The sequence below is a fragment of the Candidatus Poribacteria bacterium genome (assembly GCA_021295755.1).
Taxonomy (GTDB): domain Bacteria; phylum Poribacteria; class WGA-4E; order WGA-4E; family PCPOR2b; genus PCPOR2b.
Map to the genome: position 1 here is coordinate 26,228 of JAGWBT010000086.1, position 2,984 is coordinate 29,211.

Here is a 2,984-nt window from a genome sequence, read left to right on the forward strand (position 1 = left end):
AACGCCTCCCGGAGCGCGTTTGCGGTCTTCGTCTGAAGGGTTGACACCTGTTCCTGAGGCATTCCCTTCTGTTCCAACTCAGCCGAAATAGTACAGATATCCCGATGCGTTGAGCTGTCATGCATCAACCGAATACGGTATTCAGGACTCAGTTCTTCAAAGGAACGCACCACCTGCTCCACCTGCATCGGATAAAAGTTGACACCCATGAAAACAATCATATCGTCCGCTCTGCCCAAGATGCCTTCAGGAGACCGAGCATGAGTGCGTCCACACGGACACGGGGATCGGTCAAGCCGCACGAGATCATTTGTCCAGTACCGGATCATCGGCGTGGCACGCCGCTCAAGGTGTGTGATGACGAGAACCCCTACCTCACCCTCCGCGACAGGTTGTTTCGTCTCAGGATCGATCACTTCAATCAAATGAAGGTCCTCACTCCAATGTAACCCCGTTTTATGGGCGCATTCACTCGCAAAAGTAGGACCAATTTCGGCGAGTCCATAGTAGTCGTAGGCGTCAATGCCGAGCCCTCTCTCAATGGTTCGGCGTGTCGCTGGCACCTCCGTGCCCGGCTCCCCACCAAAGCAGCCAATCCGGAGATTGATATCCGAGATGCTATAATTATGTGCTCTCAGTTGTTCGGCGAGATAGATGGCATAAGAAGGAGTAGCAACGAGAACGGTGCTCTTGAGACGCACCATGTAATCAATCTGTCTTTCGGTCAACGCCGCGCCGATTGGAATCACGAGGCAGCCAATTTTTGATCCGGCATAGTGCACAGCCAACCCCGCCACCCAAAGTCCATACGCAAAAGCATTTTGCAAAACATCTCCCGGCCGGACACCGATACTCCAGAGTGTTCTAGCTGTCACCTCCGTGATGTATTGCACATCTGTTGCGCTCCAAATTGTGTTAACAGGTGTGCCTGTGGTTCCGGTGCTTGGATGTACCTCCCGGAACTCTGCCTCCGGTGCAACGGTAAATCTCCCCAAAAACGGGTGTTGCGCCTGCTCCTCACGTAACTCCTCCTTGTGAACGAACGGGAACTTGCGGATATCATCTAGGGTTTTGACGTCCGCTGGCGATACACCCGCTGCATCAAAGCGTTCTCGGTAAAAGTCACTCCGGTGATAACATCGATCGACCTGCCATTTAAACTTGGTAAGTTGTTGCGCATTTAAGTCGCTTCTCGACATAGTCTCAATTTTATGGTCGTAAAAAATCGACATATCGCGTCTCATCTGCCTCTCCATGACATGTCTCTCGTCGAATTGTTGCAAGGATTTACGGACTTTTCAAGTTAAAATCTATAATCTCAACTGTAAAGGATTGGGTTGTGATTCTGAGCCTTTGATTATAGCAAAGCAACAGGAAACTCTCAAGCGAAAAGGCACTTGACTTTACCACTCTTGAATGCAATAATTGTCACAGAATTACCAGAGTTAAAAGCTGATGAAGGTTCATCAGTATCGGACAAGCCCCTGCAGATGTGAAAGGGGTTAAAAGATTTATCCAACTCGGACGCAACATTGCGCACCGATATGTTCCATATGATTAGGAGTTGAGAATATGAAAATCACAGACATTGAGATTATCCCGATTTATCCACGTATCGCCGCACGCAATACAGATTACAAAGCCCGATTTTCGGCTATTAACCACCGCACGATTTTCAAAGTCCACACAGACAATGGATTGGTCGGCTATGGCGACTATCGCTGTTCAGCACCTGATCAGTCAAGCGTCGAATCGCTCATCGGCTGCAACCCCTTCGATTTCATCAACAACAATTTGAACATAGGGTTGTGCGGTGCCCTCTACGATGTGATGGGCAAACACTTAGAGGTCCCTGCCTACAAGCTGATGGGACAGAAAGTGCGAGGCGCAATTTCTGTCGCCGCATGGACGAGACCCGCAGCACCAGAAGTGTTCCGTGACGAAATCCAGCGAGCAGTAGACCAAGGGTATATGACCTTTAAGATGCACACGTGTGAATATTATGACGTGATGGAGCAAACACGGTTAGCAGAAGAGGTAGCGCCGGAAGGATTTAAGATTCACTACGACTTCAACAGCAATCGCAGCTTGGCAGCAGTGCTGCCTATCGTGCGAGAATTGGAGAACCACCCCGTCGTCGGTTTCATTGAGGATCCAATCGTTCGAAACGATATAGACGGTTGGCGGCGGTTACGGGAACAGAGCCGTCTCCCAATTGTCATGCACGTGCCACAACTCGGCGGCGGACAGGAAATTATCCACGGACTTGCAGATGCCTATATGGTTGGCGAGAGTGGTATCGGTGATAGCCTAATTCGGGGTTTTGCGTGTGGGAAGGCAAACCTTCAAGTGATTATACAGTTGACCGGTGGCACGCTTACCAAGGCGTTAGCACTGCACATGGGCGCTGTTCTGCCCACGATGACAGGTCACTCAGTAAATCTCGACGACCAGTATGAGGAAGACGTCACCACAGAACGAATTCCAATAATCGAAGGATTCTCGCCCGTCCCAGAAGGTCCCGGACTGGGGATTGAGGTGGACGAAGACGCTCTAGCGCGGGTAGCAGCGAACCAGCCGACGGAGATCCCTAAGCATGTCGGCGTGCTGCACATGCCCGGCGGTCATAAGATTTATACCCCGTCTTTCGCTTCGGTAAGCCGACTCACAGGGCGAGAGGAAGGTACTATCCGGGGTCTCAGGCAGGAACTTTGGGACGACGATGGCTCCGAGGAGTTTGCCCGAATCTATGACAGAGTGCAGCAGGAGGGTTCGTTTGTCGAGTAGTTCCAAGGATTCCTGTGCCAGTAAGGAGGGTTCTGGAGGCAGCGGTCGGTTCTCACCTCGACCTCCAGAACCATTATCCATACCTACAATTTCTTTGTGGACAGGCATAGATATCGTTAAAATCTACCTACCGTTTCCTCATTTAACGGTTACTTTTCTAACTGACCTACAACTTCAAACCGTTCTGACTCCGTAGG

The 2,984-nt window shown here is 50.6% G+C and carries 2 protein-coding genes; one reads left to right on the forward strand and one right to left on the reverse strand.

The features are described 5' to 3' along the window. Positions 1-1,244: phenylacetate--CoA ligase (locus tag J4G02_13365; protein ID MCE2395565.1), on the reverse strand; the 1,244-nt coding region annotated here is incomplete at its 3' end. A 328-nt stretch (positions 1,245-1,572) separates the two neighbouring features. On the opposite strand from J4G02_13365, the gene J4G02_13370 reads away from it, so the two are divergent. Beyond that, positions 1,573-2,787, forward strand: coding sequence for a mandelate racemase/muconate lactonizing enzyme family protein (locus tag J4G02_13370; GenBank protein MCE2395566.1), 1,215 nt, complete (start codon positions 1,573-1,575; stop codon positions 2,785-2,787). The last annotated feature ends 197 nt before the right edge of the window (positions 2,788-2,984 follow it).

Coding starts and splice junctions, on each gene's coding strand:
- J4G02_13370 (MCE2395566.1), top strand. CDS start 1,573: ATGAAAATCACAGACATTGAGATTATCCCGATTTATCCACGTATCGCC.